The following is an 18,048-nucleotide window of genomic DNA, read 5'->3' on the forward strand; positions in this document are numbered from 1 at the left end:
CTCCTATCAGTGGGCCGGGCCCCACAGGGCCTCGAGCCCGCCCTTGCCCCGCTCGTAGGCGAGAGCGAGCTCCTCGAGGCGGGTCTCGGCCTCCTCGGCCGAGCCCGCCTCCGTCTCGGCGACGAACGTCGCCACCTTCCCGAGATAGAGCGGAACGAGCGAGCGGATCAATGTGGCGGGCGGCAGGGCCCGGCGCCGGAAGCCCACTGCCGCCTCGGCGACGATCCGCACCCACGCCTCGTCCCCGAGGTCGACCGCGGGCGCGTGGGCCGCCTCGCGAATTGCCGAGAGAGAGAGCGGCGACAGGAAGGCCTCCCAGATCGGCGGAAGGTCGTGCGCGGCCTGCCGGTACTGTGCCAGGAGGCGGTCGAGCTTCACCGGCACGGGCTCGAGGCCGACCGTGTAGGGGAAACCGAAGACCGGAACCGCCTCCGAGCCCGAGACTCCGCGCCACGCCTTCTCGTGCCTCTCCATGAGCGAGAAGAGCGTCGAGACGACCTGCACCATCATGGGCCCGAGGTCCGAGCCGGGGTCCTTCGGGTCGTGGATCTTCGCGCCGAGGAACGCCTGGGCCACCTTCCGCCGCTCGGCGAGGGCCGTCGTCGTCATGAAGATGTCGATCCCGTACTGCGCGACCGGCCCCTCCCAGTCCTCGAAGGCGAGGAAGCGGGCGGCGAGGTCGCCCGAAAAGCCGAAGTCGCCGCCGATCGGTTGCCGGACCCGGCGCCCGTAGAGCGCGCGCGTCAGCGGGTAGACGATCGTGTTCGTGATCGTCCCGTCGTAGCGGTGCCGCGCGTAGAGAGGCGCGACGAACTCGTACCCGTGCCTCACGATCGGCTCGAGGAGGAGCTCGATCCACTCCGGAGTGATGCTGCGCAGGTCGCTGTCGAGGACGCAGCAGGCCTTCGCCTCGAGCTCGGCCGCGATCCGGAAGATCGTCCGGAAGGCGCTCCCCTTGCCGGGGATGCCGTCGTAGGGCGTGATGATCTTGGCGGTGGCGCCCGACGGCACCGCGTCGACGAGGATCTCGGCGAGATTCCCCACTTCCGTCCGCTCGACGATCTCGCGCGTCCGGTCCGTCGAGCCCCCGTCGGAGTTGACGAGGACGGCCCTCGCGTCGGGAAAGTGGCGGGCGAGGCCGGCGACGACGGCTCGGACGACGTGCCCGACCGTCCGCTCGTTGTTGAACGAGGGGATCCCGACGAGGACGTCGACCTTCCCGATCCGGCCGATCGCGTCGGTGACTTCCCGGGAGAGAGACGGGAGGCGTGAGCTCATCGGTTCTCCTCCCGGAGTATCTCCCCGACGGTCGCGGCCCAGCCTCGCCCCGCGGGAAACGGCGCCTCGCGTCCGAGGGGCACGGCCGCAGCGAGGCCGGCCTCGACGCCTCCGGTCGCTTGTGGAACGAGGACCGCGACGTCGCAGCGCGCCAGGAAGCCCGCGTCGTTCGGCGCGTCGCCGAACCCCGCAAGCGGGCGCGAGACGAGCCCGGCCCCGAGAAGCAGCGCGAGGGCGTCCTCCTTTCCGTGCGGCCCGGAGAGGTGCCAGAAGAGGCCTCCGCGCGTCAGCCGCACTCCCGGCATCCGGGCCGCGGCGGCGGCAAGCGCGCCCTCCGCCCCTTCCGGCGCGAGGAACGGGAGGCCGAATCGCCGGGCGAGCATCGCGGGAACCTTCTCTCGGGGCAGGCCCGTGATCCGCCGGATCTGAGCCACCGACAGCTCCGATACGGGTGTCAACGCCGCGCCGCAACGGCTCGACAAATCGGCCAGATGCTGTCCGAGACGGCCCACCCCGACCGCCTTCTCCGACACCGCGACGCCGGCGGGAGAGACGACTCCCGCACCGTTCTCGAAGCCGCCGATGCCGCCGAGGTCGAGCTCGCAGAGCATCTCGCGGAGCTCGACCTCGGTCTTGCTGGTGAGCGGCACCACGGGAATCCCGCGGCTCCGCAGCTCGCAGACCGCCTCTCGCGCATCCTCACCGAGGACGCCCCCGTGATCGAGGAGCGTCCCGTCGAGGTCCGTGAGGACGGCGGCGACGCGCACGACCGCAGTATGTCGATTCCGGGGCCGAGGAGAAAGACGTCCGGCACGACGACGAAGGATGCGGACGTTCGCGTGCCTGCGCCAGAACGAGACGACGGCGCGCCTGTTCTCCCCTTCAGAACCTCACGGAGAGGCCCGCGGTCCCGCGCAGGTCGGTGGCGCGGTCATCCGTACCGCGCTCGGCGGCCAGCAGGAGCGAGACCGAGCGCCCGAGGTTCACGGAACCGTTCAGCGAGAAGCGGTTCGTCTGCGGTCGCGACTCGACGACGACGCCGTCGGACGACGTGAACCTCAGGACGGAGAGCGCCGTCGCGTAGTCGAGAGAGACGTAGACGCGCCCGCCGAAGCTGCGTCCGATCGACGCGTACCAGGAATCGTAGGTGTTGTCCGGGCGGTCGATCCGGTTGTCCGAGACGGTCACGTCGATCCCGGAGCGCAAGACGTTGCTCGCGTGGAATCCTGCGGTGATCCGGCCCGTCGAGCCGTCGTCCCGGTTGCCGCGGTCGCGGGCGTAGCCGGCGAAGACGCGGACGCCGCGTGCGACCTCCACCGTGAGCCGTCCGCCGGCCGACTCGTAGAGAAAGCCGGTGAGGAGGCGCGGGTCGACCGGCCTCCCGTCGATCTGGTCCTGGGTGATGGTCCTGGCATCGTAGGAACGACCTCTGTGGTAGAGGCCCTGAAGCTCGACGCGCGTGGAGACGGACCAGCGCGCGTTGACGAAGGCGTAGCTCAATCCGGCATCCGCCTGGCCGCCGGGCTGCGCGACGTCGTACTCGCCCGCCACGTAGAAGAAGAGCTTCTTGCCGACCGGAATGAAGTTCGTCGTGCTGAGGACCGACCTCTCGGTCAGGCTGGAGTTGCGGATCGTCACGAAGCCGAGAACGTGCCGCTGCCCTCCCTCCCCGTCGAGCGCGGCGTAGACCCCGCCCTTCTTCACGCCACTCACCCAGCCCGCTTCCCAGCCCTTGGGTTCGAGCCCTCCGAAGAGACCGAAGCGCGGCCTGAGCTTCCGCTTCCCCGAACCCTTCCGCCCGCGCCACTCGACGAGGGCACCTCCCACCGATCCGAGCCCCCCCAGCTCGGTGATCCACTGCTGTCCGACGCGGAGCCCGATCCGGCCGCCCGCGAACCGGCCGCCGGCCCAGGCGTCCCAGAGCGAGAACCGGTTCTGGCGATCGTCTCCGCCCGCCCCGTAGGTAGATCCGCGCCCGTCGAAGCCGTATTCGAATCCGCTCTCTTCCTGCTCGGCCGAGCGGAGGGTCAGTGTGGCGACCGCCTCGTTCGAGGAGAAGGTCTCGCTTCCGTCGTCCGGGCGGCTCTGGCCACCCTGCAGGAACAGGGACACGCGTCCCCAGCCGGCCGACTGGGCGCGCGCGCCCGATGGAGCTGCGAACGCGACGAGGGCGACCAGGGCGAGGCGAGCCGTGCGCGGCGTCATCGGTCCTCCTCAGGACCTTCCCTGCGGATGGCACGCATAGCAGGCCGCCGAGTCGTACCGGTAACCGGCCTCTCCCCGGTGTTCCCGGTCGGTCTCCGTCCGGCCGTGGCACGTGACGCAGGTGAAGACGCGGTAGTTCGCCGGCGAGGTGTGGCAGGCCGAGCAGGGGTTCCCCGCGTGCTTGCCCGTCGTGATCGGGAACCACGTGTGGTTGAACGTCCCCTGGCCCCAGGACGTATCCGTCGCCCTGTGGCACGTCTCGCACGTCGTCGGGAACCCCGCCTGCACGTGATTGGGCTCTTTCGTCGCCTGGTACTGCGCCAGGTGGCACCCGACGCAGGTTCGTGGCGTTCCCCGATACACCCCGCCGGAGCCACGCCGCCCGCCCCGCGGAACGCGCCGGTCGAAGTCCCCTGCCCCCACGACGTGTCCGTCGCCCGGTGGCACGTCTCGCACGTCGTCGGGAACCCCGCCTGCACGTGGTTCGGGTCCCTCGTCGCCTGGTACTTCGCCAGGTGGCACCCGACGCAGGTTCGTGGCGTTCCCCGATACACCCCGCCCGCGTGACACGCGGCGCACGCCGCCGTCGCGTGCCGGCCCTGCAGCGGGAACGCCGCCGCGTGGTCGAAGGTCCCCTGCCCCCACGACGTGTCCGTCGCCTTGTGGCACGTCTCGCACGTCGTCGGGAAACCTGCCTGTACGTGATTCGGCTCTTTCGTCGCCTGGTACTTCGCCAGGTGGCACCCCGCGCAGTCCCGCGCAGTCCCCTTGTAGACCCCGTTCCTGTGACACGAGGCGCACGCCTGCGTCGCGTGAACCCCCACGAGCGGAAACGCCGACGCGTGATTGAACGTCCCCTGGCTCCAGGACAGGTCCGCCACCTTGTGACAGGTCTGGCATGCCGTCGGGAAACCCGCGGTCAGGTGATTCGGATCCTTCGTCGCCTGGTACTGGGGCAGGTGGCAAGACACACAGTCGCTCGGGAGCCCCTGGAAGACCCCGTTCCTGTGGCACGTGGCGCAGAGCGGGCCCGAGTGGCGGCCCAAGAGAGGCCACTTCGAGTGGTTGAACGTCCCCTGCGCCCAGGAGGAGTCGGAGATCCTGTGACAGGTTTCACACGTCGTCGGGAACCCCGCTGTGGCGTGGTTCGGATTCACGGCCCGCTGGTAGTCGGGCTGGTGACACGAGGCGCACGTCGACGGGAGCCCCTGGAACACGCCGCTCCGATGGCAGGTCGTGCACGCCTGGTTCGCGTGCCGCCCCGCGAGCGGCCACTTCGAGTGATCGAACGCCACCCCGGTCCAGGACGCGTCCGTCGCCCGGTGGCACGTCTCGCACGTCGTCGGGAAGCCCGCCAGGATGTGGCTCGGGTTCGTCGCCTTCTGGAACAGCGGGAGGTGGCAGCCGGCGCAGTCGCGGGCCGTGCCGCGGTAGACGCCGCTCGCGTGGCACGCGACGCAGGCCTGCGTGGTGTGCTTCCCGACGAGGGGGAAGGCGGTGGCATGGTCGAATCTGCCCTGCTGCCAGGTCGCGTCGGAGACCTTGTGGCACGTCTCGCACGCCGTCGGGAACCCCGCGGCGGCGTGGTTCGGGTTCGCGGCCTTCTGGTAGTCGACCTGGTGGCACGAGGCGCACGTCGACGGGAGACCCTGGAAGACGCCGCTCCGGTGGCACGTCGTGCAGGCCTGGCCCGCGTGCCGGCCCACGAGGGGCCACTGCGGGTGGTTGAACGAGACCCCTTTCCACGACGGGTCCGAAGACCTGTGGCACGACTCGCACGTCGTCGGGAACCCCGCCTGGATGTGGCTCGGGTTCGTCGCCTTCTGGTACAGGGAGATGTGGCACCCCGAGCAGTCGCGCGCCGTCCCGCGGTAGACGCCGTTCCTGTGGCAGGAGGCGCAGGCCGCCGTCGCGTGCCTGCCGGCGAGCGGGAAAGACGCCTGGTGGTCGAAGCGGGCCTGCTCCCAGGACGTGTCGGAGACCCTGTGACACGTCTCGCACGTGGTCGGGAACCCCGCCGCGACGTGGTTCGGCTCCTTCGCCCGGTCGTAGTCCTCCCTGTGGCAACCGACGCAGCCCGACGACTCGCTCTTCCGGAAGAGGCCGCCCGTGTGGCATTTCTCGCAGTCGACTCCGGCGTGCGCCCCGGAAAGCGCGAAGCCGGTCGCCGCGGCGTGGCTCCAGGTGACGGCGGTCCAGGAGGCCGGCCGGTGGCAGTTCTGGCAGTCGAGACCCAGCCGCGTCTTGAACCGGTCGTCCTGCCTGCGGTACCAGTGGCAGTCGGCGCAGAGGCGCGGCGTCCCCTTCGTCTGCCCCTTGACGTGGCAGGACGCGCAGGGGACGAGGAGGTGCTTGCCCTCGAGCGGCCACGACGTCTTGTGGAAGGCGCGCGAGGCGCTTTTCCAGGCCCCGGAGGGGGTGTGGCAGCTCTCGCAGCTCGGACCGAGCGTCCCCTGGTGCGCGTCCTTGTGACAGGAGGCGCACGAGGACTTGAAGCCCTTGTAGCGGACCGCCGTCCCCTTCCCCGCGGGGAACGTCCCGGCTTCTGCCTTGTGGCACTTCGCGCAGGGCGCGGTCGCGTGCGCGCCCTTCCAGAACTCGGGAGATCCCGGGTGCTTGAACGTGGGCACCTTGAACGTCTCGGGCGAGTGGCACGTCGCGCACGACGTCCCGAGCTGGCCGAGGTGCGGGTCCTTGTGGCAGGTGGCGCACGCCGTGCCGAGCCCCTTCAGCCGGACCGCCGTCCCGCTCGCCGCGGGGAACTTCGCCGTTTCCTTCCTGTGGCACTTCTCGCACGCCAGGGGTGCGTGCTTGCCGGCGAGCGGGAACGCCGACTTCGCGTGGTCGAACTTCACGGGGGCGAACTTCGCTCCCGTGACGGCGTGGCAGGTTTCGCAGGAGGCGGAGACCTGGCCGAGGTGCGGGTCCTTGTGGCAAGTCGCGCACGCCGTCGCCAGGCCGCGGTACGTCCTCTCGCCGATCGCCACCGGCTTTCCGTTCGGGCCCGTCTTCGCCCCGCCGTGGCACTTCTCGCACGCGAGGTTCTCGTGGAGCCCCGCGAAGAACTCGGGGAACCGCGGGTGCCTGAAGTCCTTCGGCCGGAAGCTCTCGGTCCCGTGGCACGTCCCGCACGCGGCACCGAGAAGACCCTTGTGGGGATCCTTGTGGCAGGTGGCGCACTCGGTCTTCAGCCCCTTGAAGACGACCACCTTCGGCAGGGAGCCGTTCGCCTTCGCGGCGCCGTTGCCTCCGCTCTTCTTCCCGTTCGCCCCTGCCGCCGCGGCGCCCGGCGGGACGTGGCACGCCGCGCACTTCGCCGTGGCGTGCCTGCCGGTCAGGGCGAACTTCGTCTTCGCGGCGTGGTCGAAGGGAGCGCCCCGGAAGGACTTCTCGTCGTGGCAGCTGGCACAGTCCTGCTTGAACTCGCCCCTGTGCGGGTCCTGGTGGCAGGTGGCGCAGGTCCCCGCCTTCAGCCTGACCTTCGTCGCCGGCTCCTTGTGGCAGGCGGCGCATTGGATCTCCGCGTGCCGGCCCCGGAGCGGGAAGGCGGTCTTGCCGTGGTCGACCTTGCCCGTCCGGAAGGTCGCCGTCTCGTGACACGAGGAGCAGTTCGCTCCGAACGCCTTCTGGTGCGGGTCCTTGTGGCAGTCGGCGCAGGTCGCGAACTTCACGCCGCGGAAGACGCCGTTGGCATGGCATTTCGCGCAGGCCACCTTCACGTGGGCACCGGTCAGCGGGTACTTCGTCTTCCCGTGGTCGAACGACTGGCGCGTTTCCCTGAAAGCCACGGACGCCGAGTGACAGGTGATGCACGAGGCGCCGAGCGCTCCCTTGTGCGCGTCGGCGTGGCAGGTGACGCACGAGGGCGAGAGCTTCAGGAAGGAGCGCGTCTTGTGGCACGACGCGCATTTCTGGGCGAGAGGGGCGTGCTTGCCGTCGAGCGGGAAGCCGGTTTCCTTCGCGTGCTCGAAGCCCTTCGGGTCGAACGGACGCAGCTCCCCGTCGCGCCCCGCGTGCTCGGCGTGGCAGGCGGCGCACTCGTCCTTCACGTCCCGGTGGACGCCCTTCTTCTGCGCGATCCGGGAGGCGACGTCCTTGTGGCACGCGAGGCAGCGGTCCGCCGAGACCTGGTTCCCCTTCTCGTGGCACTTCTCGCAGTTCTTCAGCCCGTCGAGCTTCGCGTGGGGGGTGGAAAGCGGACCGGGCGACACGAGGTCGCCCAGCTGCGCGGCGGCCGGAGCCGCGAGGAGAAGCGCCGCCGCGGCGGCCAGCGCGAGGCGTTTCACCGGCCGCCCATCGCGTAGCCGAAGTAGAAGGCGACCCCGACGTGGAGGACGAAGACGGTCGCGAGGATCCAGACGAACGGCATGTGAAAGACGTGCCAGAGGGCGAAGAGGCGGCGCGACAGGTCGAGGGAGGCCGCCCTGCGCAGGAGGTTGATCCGTTCGCCCTCGGCGTGGAGGGCTTCCCGGATCAGCTGCCGGGTGAGGCCCGCCGAGCGGATGGTCCGTTCGATGGCCCGGGTCTTCCTTCTCACGGCAAAGCCTCCGAAGAGCATGCTCGCGAGCCCGTAGCGCTCGCCCTCCCGCGGCAGGAGGTCTTTCTCCATCTCTTCGATCCGGAGGAGGAGCTTCACCGGGACCGTCATGTCCGAAAGCGTGCGTCTGAGCTCCGCCGCGCGCTCCTCGATCCCCTTCCGGTCCATCTCGACACCGCGCTGCGTTCGCGGAATCTTCGCGTAGAGGTACCGGCCGACGAAACCCGACGCGACGACGCTGAGCATCGACCAGTAGGCCACGGAGACGATCCCGTTGAACTTGAACGACGTGTGCAGGGTGATGAGGGCCGGACCCACGAGTCCGCAGAAGATGTGCATGTCGAGCCACGTCTTGAGGCTTCCGGCGTCGGAGAGCACCCGCATCCGCTTTCGCGCCTCGTAGGCCGCCGTCCCTCCGAACAGGAGGGCCGCGCCCGCGATCCCGAGAGCCCGCCCCACCGGGCCCGAAGGCCGGAGGACCCGGTGCTGAGGGGCGTACGCCCGCACCCTGTACGGGGTCCGGTAATAGTCGAGCCCGCCGAGCGGGAAGAGGACGACGAGGAAGGCGGCCAGGGCAACGGCGGCGGCGATCGGGAGGACGCTGATGTTTCTGCGCGACCCCACTCCGGCGCTTGAGTGCGCGCCGGGTACACCTCGAAGCAGAACCCCCGCCGGGGCCGAACGACTGTCCTCCATGTTCCTCCCGTCAGCGCTGTGGGAGATCCCGCCCCTTACCGGCGTACCTCTCGCTCCGGTTTTGCAGGAGTGTCGTGATTCCGAAAATCCAACGCAAGGGGGAGATCCCCGTTGGCGTCGCCCGTTCGGCAACCGTTAAGCATCGAGGTCGCAGTTGCTCCTGGGGTAGGAGACGCAGGCGAGGATCCAGCCGGCCTTCCGGTCGTCCGGGCGGAGCGCCGTTCCCTCCCCTTCGACGCGCCCGGAGACGAGCCGGGTCCTGCACGTGCCACAGGTCCCGGCCCGGCACATGGAGTCCACGGGCGCTCCCGCCGCCTCGGCCGCGTCGAGAAGGCTCGTCCCGCCCGAAATCGTCGTCGCCCCGCCGGACCGGGAGAAGCTCACTTCGTACGTGGCACCGTCGTCCGCCTCGCCCGACGCCGAGGCCACGGCCGCCTCGAAGGCCTCGAACCGGATCCGGTCGTCGGGCACGCCGAGGCTCGCGAGCCCTTCGCGCAGCGACGCGATCATCGGGGCCGGCCCGCAGATGAGGTGGATCGCCTTCGCGGGGTCGGGCACGTAACGGGCGATCTTCTGGGGGTCCATCCGGCCCGTCAGGAATCCCGGCTTCGGCTCGCCCCGGCTGAGCGTGACGTAGACCCGGACGCCGGGCGCGCGGCGGGCGAGGACGGCCAGCTCGTCGCGGAAGGCCACGTCCGGCTCGGCCTTCACGGTGTAGAGGAACGTCACCGGCCGCCCCGGCTCGGACTTCGCCGCGTGCCGGAGCATCGAGATCATCGGGGTGACGCCGACGCCGCCGGCGTGGAGGACGAGGGGCACGTCCGGCTCCACCGGATAGACGAAATCGCCTCCCGGTCCCCGGATCGGGAGGACTCCCCCGGCGCGGATCGTCTCGTGGAGCGCGCCGGACGCCCGCCCCTGCCGCCGCACCGAGATCTCGAGATACCCCGCGGCCTCCGGGGAGGAGCTGATCGAGTAGCACCGGACCTCGTCCTTGCCCTGCGCGGCAACGCGGATCATCAGGAACTGGCCCGGCCGGAAATCGAATCCCTCGGGTCTCTCCATCCGGAACGTCCGGATCTCCGGCGTCTCGTCGATGACGGCGAGGACCTTGACGGGAACGAACCCCGCCGCAGCCGCCGGCTTCTTCGGTGTGCCTCCAACGGCCGGCCGGCCGGCCGGTGACCCAGCCGCCGGCTCAGGACCGGACGCGCTCGCCGGGCCTTCCGCCGGAAGGAGCCTCTCGCACGCGACGACCCACGTGGCCTGCGCCACCAGGCCGGCGAGGAGCCACGCCTGGCCGGGCAGGACCCAGACGAGGACGGCGAACGAGACCGAGGGGAGGAGGAGCAGCCGGCGTCCCGGGCCGGCTCGCCGGTGAGAGAGCAGAAGCACGGCTGCAATGTGAAGCGTCGTGACGAACGAGAGAACGGCGACGGGCGGAGGCGAAGACACGACGACCGGAGAATACCGTTCGGGGAGAGCGCCCTTCTGGGTCCTGCTTCAGCCGCCGGTGGACGCCGAGCTTGCGAGGGACCGGACAGCCTCCTCCAGGCACACCGTCGCCTCGCGGACGCCGGCCGGGAGCCGGACCGGTGCACCGACCTCCACGCGGACCACGAACGGTACGAAGAGCGCCGTGCCCCGCGGCAGGTTCCGTCCCGTGTTCGCGAGGAAGACCGGGACGACCGTTACCGAGGGGTGCGCGAGCGCGAGCCGCGCGGCGCCGGTCTTGAATCGGTCGAGGACCTCGGGCTCCCCGCGCGTTCCCTCCGGGAAGAGGATCAGCGACTCGCCCCTGGACAGGGCCGCCGAGAGCGGCGCGAGCGGGTCCTCGCCCGCCGAAGCGCCGCCGCGAGCGACCGGGAGGACATTCAGGCAGGTGCGCGCCACGAACCGCCTCGACGCCGACGCCGACCAGTAGTCCGCGGCCGCGACAGGCCGGATCCGCGCGAGGCGCCGGAGGGGAAAGAGCGAGAGGAGGACGAGGGTGTCGAGGTGGCTGTCGTGGTTCGCCACGAGGAGGAACGGGTCGTGCCGCGGGAGGTTCTCCGCCCCGCGGACGTCGACTCCGACGACCCAGCGGCAGAACGGACGCAGCAGGAGCGTCGCGAGAACGACCCTCAGGCGGGCAGAGCTCGCGCCGCCGGCCGCTGCCGCTCCCGCCGTCTCAGTACGCAAGGTAGCGGACGTAGTGGAAGAAGAGGGGCGCCGCGTAGCAGAGAGAGTTCACGCGGTCGAGGACGCCGCCGTGCCCCGGGATCGAGCTGCCGGCGTCCTTCACGCCGACGTCGCGCTTGACCGAGCCGACAGCCAGGTCTCCGAAGAAGCCGAAGACCGGAAGGAGGATCCCCGCCCCGACGGCTTCGGGAAGCGAGAGCGGCGTGAGGAAGCGGAGGAGGACGCCGAGCGGGGCCGTCAGGAGGAGCCCGCCGAGGAATCCTTCCCACGTCTTGTTCGGCGAGACGACCGGCGCGATCTTGTGCCTGCCGAGGAGCTTCCCCGTGACGTACTGGAAGACGTCGTTCAGCTGGACGAGGAGGACGAGGTAGAGGAAGAGGCCGCGCGGGCCCGCTTCGAAACCCGTCTTCTCGGGGAGCCGGAGGAGGAACGCCGCGTGGGAGAGGCCGAAGACGAACGACATCAACCCCCAGTGGATCCGCGAGGCCGACGCGACGAAGCCCTTCGGCTGCCCCACGACGATGAGCGCGACCGCGACGGCGAGGAACATGTAGACCGGTACGAAGACGATGAACATGCCGTACCAGCCGAGGAAGACCCAGAGGAACTGGATCGGGACGGCGAGGTAGGCCAGGAAGAGCGCCGTCCGGTCCTCCCACCGCCCCGGGACGAGCGAGAAGAACTCGCGCAGCGCCCAGAAGCAGACGAGCGCCCAGAAGGCGAGCGCGGCCGAGGGAACGAGGAGGACGGCCCCGAGGACGACCGTCGCCATGACCCACCAGGAGCGGATCCTCAGGCCGAGCTCACGGAAGTCCGAGCCCGGCTTCAGTCGCGTCAGGAGGATCCAGGCGAGCGTCGCGACGACGAGGACGCCCGCCACGACGGCGACCGGGACGATGAGAGGGCTCGAGAGGAGTTTCACCGCGTGAGCCCCTTCCGGAGGCGGTTTGCGCAGGTCAGGAGGAGGAGCGCGTCGAGGAGGACGAAGAAGGCGGTCTCCCACCCGCCGGCCGGTACGCCCGCCGCGAGGGCGACGAGGTAGAGGCCGACGGCGAGCGCCCGGTCGCTCTTGCCGAACGGTCCGTCGTAACGGCGCGCCAAGCCGGCCGCCTTCGGCAGGACGCCGCAGAGCTCGCTCCACCCGGCGAGGAGGACGAAGAGGAGGACCGCGAGCGGAGCCGAGGAGGAGACGACGAGGAGCGGCAGGAAGAGGACCGCGTCGGCGAGGACGTCGGCGGCTTCGTTGAAGATCTCGCCGGACGGCGTCGACTGACCGGTCCTCCTCGCGAGCGCCCCGTCCATGGCGTTGAGCGCCATCCGCAGGAGGAGGGAGACCGCGACGGCGGCGAACGCGACTCGCTCCTTCGGGAAGAGGGCGAGGACGGCCCCCATCGCGGCCGACAGGACGAGCGCGGCCGCCGTGAGCGCGTTCGGCGTGATGCCCCTTCTCTCGCAGAACGCGATCGCCGGCGAAAGGCTCTTCACGAACGCGGGCTTGACGTCATAGAGGGTCGGCATCGTCTCTCCTCGAGCCGTGCCCCGGTTCCTCCGGGGCGCTCGCCGGTGGGGAGGCATCGGCTGGAGCGGCGCCGAGCGGGAGGCGGACCGTGAACGTCGACCCCTCCCCTTCGCGGCTCTCCACCGCCACGTCGCCCCCCATCAGCCGCGCGTAGTGCCTGCTGATGGCCAGGCCGAGCCCGGTCCCGCCGTAGTTGCGGTTCGACGAGGGGTCTCCCTGCCAGAAGGCCGTGAAGAGGCTGTCGATCTGCCCGGGCGTCATCCCAATGCCGGTGTCGCGCACTGCGAGAAGAACGCCCTGGCCCTCGCGGCGGGCGCGGAGCTCCACCGTCCCCCGCTCGGTGAACTTCGCGGCGTTGCCGAGGAGGTTCAGCAGGATCTGCCGGACCTTGCGGGGGTCTCCGTCGAGCTCCACGCCTGCCTCGACGTCGACGTCGAGCCGGTTGCCGCCTCTCTCCACGAGGGGTTTCACGTCGCCCGCCACGGTGCGGACGAGGGCCGAGAGGGAGAACCGCTCGAGGCTCAGCTCGGTCTTGCCCGCCTCCACTTTCGAAAGGTCCAGGACGTCGTTGATCAGGCCTAGGAGGTAGCGGCCGGCGGTCTGGATCTTCCCCAGGTCGGCCCCGACCTCGGCGGGGGCCGTCGACGCCCCGTCCTCGAGCAGCATCTCGCTGTAGCCGATGATCGCGTTCAGCGGCGTCCGGAGCTCGTGGCTCATGTTGGCGAGGAACGCGCTCTTGGCGCGGTTGGCCGCCTCGGCGGCGATCCGCGCGCCCTCGAGGTCGGCCGTCCGGTCCCTCACGCGCTCTTCCAGCGTCCGGCGCTGCTGCTCGATCTGCGAGTAGAGCCGCGCGTTCTCCACGGCGACGGCGATCGTCGAGGCGACGGCCGTCAGCAGCTCGAGCCCCTCGCCCGGGAGCGGCCGCCGCGTCGGACCGTTGTCGACGATCAGGACGCCCACGCTCCGGCCCCTCGCCATGAGCGGAGCGACGAAGACCTCCTCGGACCCCAGGATCGGGACGAGGTGGCGCGTCGCCGCGCCGCTGGCGTCGGGGAGGTTGCGCAGGCGGAACCCGACGCCGTCGCGGACGGCCGGGACGATCGGCGAGAGCGGGTCGTCGAGGCGGACGGAGAGCCGCCCGAGGAGCGCCGCCTGCTCCGGCGTCACGCCGCGGCTCCGGGCGCCGCAGAGGGCGTTACGGGCCTCGTCGACGAGGAGGACGACCCCCCGGTCGTAGTTCAGGTTCCGCGTCACCGCCTCGAGGCTCCGGTCGACGACCTCGAGCGGGTCGAGGGACGCCGAGGCGGCGAGCGCGACCTCCCGGAGCGCCGAGAGCTCCGCGACCTTGCCGCGCAGCGCCAGCGTCGACTGCTGGACCTCCGCGTAGGCGGCCTGGACGCGGTCCACCTGCACCTCGGTGGTCGCGCGCTGCTCCTCGAGGAGGCGGTCCTGCTCCTGCCGATCGTGCCGAAGCCGCCTGAGCCTCACGACGTGCCACGAGACTGCGAGCGGCAGGAGGGCCAGGGGCGCCGCGAGAGCCGCGCCCGCGACCCCCGAGACGGCCCAGCCGAGGAGGCCCGCCGTCCCCGCCGCCCCGGCGAGGAGAAGCCGCTGTCCCCGCGGGTGCGGGTCCTCCCACGTGAAACGCCACTCGCAGCAGTCGTCCCCGCGCGTCTGGCACTTCAGCTCGTCCACGTCGGCCCAGGGCTGCCCCGGGTAGATGAGAGCGGGGATCGAGGCGTAAACCCCCTGGTAGGCGGCGCAGGAGAGGAGGAGCCAGCGCTCCTGCAGCTCTTCGCGCACGTCGGCGACCTGCGAGGCGGCGTACCACCTCACGACCGCCGAGCGCGCGGTCGTCTCCAGGACCTCGACGTCGGATTCGACGAACTTCTCCGTCGCGCGCGCGATGAGGGAGTAGGCCTGGCGTACGCCGAACGGGCGAAAGATCGCCGCGATCGCCGGAGGGACGACCTTCGCCCCGCGCGTGAAGTAGAAGAACTCCACGCCGGCGAACTCCCGGCAGATCTCGCCGACGTAGACCTCGAGCTCGCGCGAGTAGTTGTTCCCGTCGACGAGAAGGGACTCGGAGGTGACGTGGTAGCGGGCGTCCGGAATGAGCCCGTTCAGGCGATCGACGAGGCGCGCCATCAGGCGGGCCGTCACGGCCTGGGCCCTGGCGGCGCGTTCCCCCGGCGACGGATCGGCCGGGGACGCCTGGAGCTCGCGGTCGAGCGTCAGGTCGACCGCGTGGCGGATCGTCCCGACGATGATCTTCCCGTTGACGTGCCGGATGGGCCGGCCGTCGAGTCCGCGTCCGAACGGAATCGTCGTCAGAGGCGGCAGGGGCGCCAGCGGAGGATCGGGAACCACGTGAGGCAGGACGATACGGCATCCGCGCTTCGGCAGCCGGCCCCTTCGGTCTCACGCCGTACCGGGTGAGCGCCCCGCCGGGTCGGGGACGCCCGTTACGGCATCCCGCGCGACGAAAGTTCGCCCGGAGGGAAGCCCATTGAAAGCCTTACCGCGGCGTACTCCGTCGTGTGCCGGCCGTCGCGCCGGCGCACGACGAGCGGCGGCTCGGCGGCCGGGAATCCCCCGCGTCCCCGCGGCAGGTCCTTCGGCAGGTCCTCCGCTCGAGAGGCGGCGAAGAGGGCGACGAGCGGCCGATCCCCTTCGCGGAAGACGACGTCGCGCCGCCGCAGCAGGACGAGGCGTTCGCGCAAGAGCGTCTCGTCCGCCTCGACCTCCCGAGCCACCGGCCAGACGAACGCGAAGAGCCCGCCCGGGGCGAGGTTGCGACGCGCGGCGGCGGCGTAGGCGTCCACCGTCCCGCGCAGCGTGATGCGTGCCGGAACCGCCTGCGGGTGCCGCGCCTGCGTCGCCGTACCGGGCTCGAAGTACGGCGGCGCCCCGAGGACGAGGTCGAACGGCGCCTCGCCCGCGAGCGTCGCGGGCTCGCGGAGGTCCCCTTCGAGGATCCGGAACCTCTCCTGCAGGCCGTTGTAGAGGACGCTCCTCCTGGCGAGCGCCATCGAGAAGGGCTGCGCCTCGATCGTGACGACGCGCGACCCCGGCAGCTTCCACGCCGCCGCCATCGCGACCGAGCCGATGCCGGAGCCGAGGTCGAGCAGCCGCTCCACGCGCGCCGCGCACTGCACGCCCCACCAGGCGACGAGGAGGTCGTCGGTGGAGTAGCGGTGGCCGCGGGCGGCCTGGAAGATCCGAAAGCTCCCGCACAGGTAGTCGAGCGTCTCTCCCTCTCCCGGGGCCAGCCCTCCGGGCGGCAGCGGCCCCGGCCGTCGCCAGCCGCGGAAGAACCCGTCCGCCTCTCGCTCCGATTCCATTCGCGGAAGGGTACCGGCAACGGCTGCCGGGTGCGACGGGCCCTGTGGCAGGATCGGACAATGGACGCATCGCCGTGGCGCTGGAACGGGGCCCCTTCGGAGATCCGCACCTTCCCGACGGAAGGCGGCGCGGCGAGCACGTACGACGACCTGCCGTACGGGAGCCAGTCGATACCGGAAACGCTTCCTTCCCGGCTCGCCGCGATAGCCCGGCTCTTCGGGGCCGCGCCGCCCCCTCCGGCGACGGCGCGCGTCCTCGAGCTCGGCTGCGCCGAGGGGGGAAACCTCCTTCCGATGGCCGTGGCCGCGCCCGGAGCGACGTTCGTCGGCATCGACATCTCTGCGAAGCAGATCGCGACCGGAGAGCGGGTACGCGCCTCCCTCGGCCTCGGGAACGTGTCGCTTCGCGTCGGCGACGTGGCGACCCTCGGACCCGGGATCGGGACCTTCGACTACGTCCTCGCCCACGGCCTCTTCTCGTGGATCCCCGAGGAAGCTGCCGACGCCGTCCTCGCGCTGATCGGCGACGTCCTCTCTCCCTCCGGCGTCGCGTACGTCTCCTACAACACCTATCCGGGCTGGCACCTGAAGGGCCTCGTCCGCGACATCCTCCTCAGAGGCACCCGCGGCATCCCCGCTCCCTCCGGACGGCTCGCCGCCGCGCGGGATCTCCTCGCATTCGTCACGGCGAATTCCGGTGACCGGACCGCGACCTACGGCGGCGCCCTCCGGGACATCCTGGAGCAGTTTGCAAGGTTCAAGGACACCTACCTTTTTCACGAGTGGCTCGAGCCCTACAACCGGGCCTTCTGGTTCCTCGAGTTCGTCGAGCAGGCCGCCCGTCACGGGCTGGCGCCGCTGGCCGACGCCCACCTCGGATCGATGCCCATGGGCCGTGTCAAGCCTGACATCGACGACCTCCTCTCGGCGCGCGCTCCGGGGCGGCTCGAGAAGGAGGAGCTCCTCGACGTCCTCCGGAATCGCGCCTTTCGCCAGACCCTGCTCGTTCGCGCCGGCGGGCCCGGGCGGGAGGAGCCCGACCCCGCCGCGCTCGACGAACTGAGGTTCACGACGAGCCTCGTCCCGACGTCGGATTCGGGTTCCTCTGTGACGTTCCGAAGCTCCGCCGCTACCGTCACCACCGACAACCCCCACCTCGTCGCGGCGCTGGGCGCGCTCCACGCGGCGGCGCCGCGCACCCTCGGCCTCTCCGAGCTCGCGGCCGGAGCACCCGAGGAGCTCCGTCCGGCGCTCCTGCGCTGTGTCGCCATCGGGCTCGTCGAAGCCCGCATGGACGAGGTGCCGTGCTGTGTCTCCCCCGGTGAGGCGCCGGTCGCCTCACCCTTTGCACGGTTCGAGACGGAAGAGGGGCCTCTCGTGACGTCCCTGGCGCACCGGGTCGTCGAGCTCGACCCCACCTCGCGGCTTCTTCTGCGCGAGCTGGACGGCCGCCCGCGCGACGTCGTCGCCCGAAGCCTCGCGCGACGCCTCGTCGGCGAGGGCCTCCTGCGCACCGACGACGGAAACGCCCCTTCGGACGGAGACGCCGAGGTGGCCGTCGCCGAGGGGCTCGATGCTGCTCTGGCCTCGCTCGCGCGCCTCGCGCTGCTCGTGAGATAGCCGCAGGGAACCAGCGCCCCCGGGGCGGTCGGCCCCGGGGGCGCTCGGAGGGACGTCAGCCCTCGTCGCCCTCGTTCTCGCCGGCGTTCGGTCTCGGGGCCCTCAGGCACCCCTCGAGCTTCGCCTTCTGTTCGGGTGTCAGGAGCGCCTCGATGGCGGTCCGGAGCTCCTTCGCGGCCTCACCGATCGCCTTCAGATCGGCCTCGACCTTCAGAAGGGCGGCACCGACGACACACGGGTCTGGGGTCGCGGCCGTCACGGCGGTGCGCAGCGCCTCGCGGTCGGCCTTCAGCGCCTCGTGGAGCGCCTGCATCTGCGGCTTCGACGCTTCCAGCAGCGTCCGGACGTCCGCCTTCTGGACGTCGGTCAGGCCGACGACGCCCAGGCAGCGCAGGTAATCGGCGAGGGGCCCCTGAGGTCCGTGCGCTTCCGGGCGCGGGCCGGCCGGGGGATCCACGGCGAGGAGGGGGGCGGCGACCAGCGCGAAGGCGAGGGCCGCGGCCATGGGGACGAGGGACGTCCGGAGGAACTGCTTCATACCCGAGCTCCTTTTCCCTTACCGTTCTGTTCGGCGACGGTCGGTGTGTTTCCGGCGCCGATTTCGGTGGGTTGCCCGTATCGACGCACGCGGTCGTATCGGCGTTTACGCCGCGACCGCGAATGTGACC

The 18,048-nt window shown here is 71.1% G+C and carries 13 protein-coding genes; 1 reads left to right on the forward strand and 12 read right to left on the reverse strand.

What is annotated here, in order from left to right:
• Positions 1-6: 6 nt before the first annotated feature.
• The 11 genes from IPN03_16070 to IPN03_16120 all read right to left on the reverse strand — a co-directional run bounded on the left by IPN03_16070 (position 7) and on the right by IPN03_16120 (position 15,760).
• Positions 7-1,278 carry a glycosyltransferase gene (locus IPN03_16070; protein ID MBK9375188.1) on the reverse strand — a complete coding sequence of 424 codons (1,272 nt, stop codon included), beginning with the start codon at positions 1,276-1,278 and terminating at the stop codon, positions 7-9.
• Positions 1,275-2,045 carry an HAD hydrolase family protein gene (locus IPN03_16075; GenBank protein MBK9375189.1) on the reverse strand — a complete coding sequence of 257 codons (771 nt, stop codon included), beginning with the start codon at positions 2,043-2,045 and terminating at the stop codon, positions 1,275-1,277. The genes IPN03_16070 and IPN03_16075 overlap by 4 nt, the downstream gene beginning before the upstream one ends.
• Before the next feature lie 115 nt (positions 2,046-2,160).
• Positions 2,161-3,483, reverse strand: a complete 1,323-nt coding sequence (locus IPN03_16080) for a hypothetical protein (GenBank protein ID MBK9375190.1) — start codon at positions 3,481-3,483, stop codon at positions 2,161-2,163.
• On the reverse strand, positions 3,480-7,769 hold the full coding sequence (locus IPN03_16085) for a hypothetical protein (protein MBK9375191.1): 4,290 nt from the start codon (positions 7,767-7,769) through the stop codon (positions 3,480-3,482). The genes IPN03_16080 and IPN03_16085 overlap by 4 nt, the downstream gene beginning before the upstream one ends.
• Complete coding sequence (locus IPN03_16090; protein MBK9375192.1) at positions 7,766-8,644, reverse strand: hypothetical protein; 879 nt, start codon at positions 8,642-8,644, stop codon at positions 7,766-7,768. The genes IPN03_16085 and IPN03_16090 overlap by 4 nt, the downstream gene beginning before the upstream one ends.
• Before the next feature lie 207 nt (positions 8,645-8,851).
• Positions 8,852-10,171, reverse strand: coding sequence for an iron-sulfur cluster-binding domain-containing protein (locus IPN03_16095; protein ID MBK9375193.1), 1,320 nt, complete (start codon positions 10,169-10,171; stop codon positions 8,852-8,854).
• A gap of 48 nt (positions 10,172-10,219) precedes the next feature.
• On the reverse strand, positions 10,220-10,897 hold the full coding sequence (locus IPN03_16100) for a 1-acyl-sn-glycerol-3-phosphate acyltransferase (protein ID MBK9375194.1): 678 nt from the start codon (positions 10,895-10,897) through the stop codon (positions 10,220-10,222).
• On the reverse strand, positions 10,887-11,819 hold the full coding sequence (locus tag IPN03_16105) for a phosphatidate cytidylyltransferase (protein MBK9375195.1): 933 nt from the start codon (positions 11,817-11,819) through the stop codon (positions 10,887-10,889). The genes IPN03_16100 and IPN03_16105 overlap by 11 nt, the downstream gene beginning before the upstream one ends.
• Positions 11,816-12,415: a CDP-alcohol phosphatidyltransferase family protein gene (locus tag IPN03_16110; protein ID MBK9375196.1), complete on the reverse strand. Its 600-nt coding sequence runs from the start codon at positions 12,413-12,415 to the stop codon at positions 11,816-11,818. Before IPN03_16110 ends, IPN03_16105 begins: the two co-directional genes overlap by 4 nt.
• The gene (locus tag IPN03_16115) at positions 12,399-14,786 is read right to left on the reverse strand and encodes a GAF domain-containing protein (protein ID MBK9375197.1); all 2,388 of its coding nucleotides are present in this window, start codon (positions 14,784-14,786) and stop codon (positions 12,399-12,401) included. The genes IPN03_16110 and IPN03_16115 overlap by 17 nt, the downstream gene beginning before the upstream one ends.
• A gap of 95 nt (positions 14,787-14,881) precedes the next feature.
• Positions 14,882-15,760 (reverse strand): methyltransferase, encoded by an 879-nt coding sequence (locus IPN03_16120; GenBank protein MBK9375198.1) that lies wholly within the window; start codon positions 15,758-15,760, stop codon positions 14,882-14,884.
• A gap of 60 nt (positions 15,761-15,820) precedes the next feature.
• Here IPN03_16120 and IPN03_16125 point away from each other — a divergent pair, with 60 nt between their 5' ends.
• On the forward strand, positions 15,821-17,380 hold the full coding sequence (locus tag IPN03_16125) for a class I SAM-dependent methyltransferase (GenBank protein ID MBK9375199.1): 1,560 nt from the start codon (positions 15,821-15,823) through the stop codon (positions 17,378-17,380).
• Positions 17,381-17,435: 55 nt separating this feature from the next.
• On the opposite strand, the gene IPN03_16130 is transcribed toward IPN03_16125, so the two are convergent.
• Positions 17,436-17,918, reverse strand: coding sequence for a Spy/CpxP family protein refolding chaperone (locus IPN03_16130; protein MBK9375200.1), 483 nt, complete (start codon positions 17,916-17,918; stop codon positions 17,436-17,438).
• Positions 17,919-18,048: the final 130 nt, after the last annotated feature.

This window comes from Holophagales bacterium (genome assembly GCA_016719485.1).
GTDB lineage: Bacteria > Acidobacteriota > Thermoanaerobaculia > UBA5066 > UBA5066 > UBA5066.